Below are 1,300 nucleotides of genomic sequence, written 5' to 3' on the forward strand. Positions count from 1 at the left end.
GTTTCTCCTATGTCAAGCCGCAGCCGGGAGGCTGGTTGTAGGTCGGCTGTGATGGTCGTTGGTGAGGTGGTTGAAGACGGTGCGTGCGAGGCGTCGTTTGAGGCAGCGGAGGGCTTCGCGGTTGGACATGCCCTGGGCCTTCTTCTTCTCGTAGTAGGTCTTGCCGAGGCTGCCTGTGAGGCGGATCTGGGTGACGGCTATGCGGTGCAGGGCGGCGTTGAGTTGGCGGTTGCCTGAGCGGGTCATCCGGACCCGGCCGGCGGTGTTGCCTGACCAGACCGGGATGGGAGCGACACCTGCGTGGCGGGCGAACTTCGCTTCGTCGGGGAAGCGGGTGATGCCGGCGGCTTCTCCGGTGAGCTTGGCCGCGGTCAGTGCGCCGCAGCCGGGCATCGCCACGAGTGTGGGTGCGACCTGGGTGGTCAGGGCCGTGATCCGCCGCTCGTAGTTCTTGGCGCGGGCGGTCAAGGCGATGATGTCGTCGAGTTCGTCCAGGGCCAGTTCGGCCACGACCCCGGTCAGAGTGACCAGCCAGTCCCGCAGGGCGTGCTGGTGCTTGGCCAGGTCCAGCGAGCGGGCCTTCGGTGCGCGGGCGGGGTCGAGCTCGTGGACCCGCCACAGAAGGCTGTTGATCGTCGCGGTCCGTTGCGCGATCAGGGTTTCTCTGCGGTCGACCAGCAGTTTCAGTTCCCGCGACGTTTCGTCGTGGGAGGCGACCGGTAGGTCCGGTTCACGCAGGAAGGCCCGCGCCACGGCCAGTGCGTCGATCGGGTCGGACTTGCCGCGGGTGCGCGCCGAGGCCCGGGTCATCGCCATCATCTTGGGTGGCACCCGCACCACCTGCTGTCCCGCGGTCAGCAGGTCCCGCTCCAGGCGGGCGGACAGGTGGCGGCAGTCCTCCACTGCCCAGACCAGGTCGCTGCCGAACTCCCGCCGGGCCCACGCCAGCGCTTTCGCATGGCCCTTCGTGGTCGCTTGAATTGTGAACTGGCCCAGCTGCCGGCCGGCCTGGTCGACCGCAACGAACGTGTGCGTCCGCTTGTGCACATCGGCGCCAACAACAACCATGGAGGTTGCCTCCTTCACCCTGATCAGTGATGGGACGGTTGGACCGGTCGGCGGACACATCTCAGTGGGGGCGATGCCACGCTCCTATCAAGTCACGCCGGCCGGTCCGTCACACCCGACACCGGCAAAACCCATGCTCGCCAATCCAAGGACGGCAGCCACGGTAAGAGCCAGGCATCAGGTGATCGGGATCCAACCACCGCACGAAGCGGCAGCACCACCCTCACACTGA

The 1,300-nt window shown here is 67.2% G+C and carries 1 protein-coding gene; it reads right to left on the reverse strand.

Features of this window, described 5'->3' with window-relative positions; genetic code table 11:
• Positions 1–12 precede the first annotated feature (12 nt).
• Positions 13–1,086: an IS110 family RNA-guided transposase gene (locus tag EV646_RS38695; protein WP_338419316.1), complete on the reverse strand. Its 1,074-nt coding sequence runs from the start codon at positions 1,084–1,086 to the stop codon at positions 13–15.
• Positions 1,087–1,300 lie beyond the last annotated feature (214 nt).

The organism is Kribbella antiqua (genome assembly GCF_004345665.1).
GTDB lineage: Bacteria > Actinomycetota > Actinomycetes > Propionibacteriales > Kribbellaceae > Kribbella > Kribbella antiqua.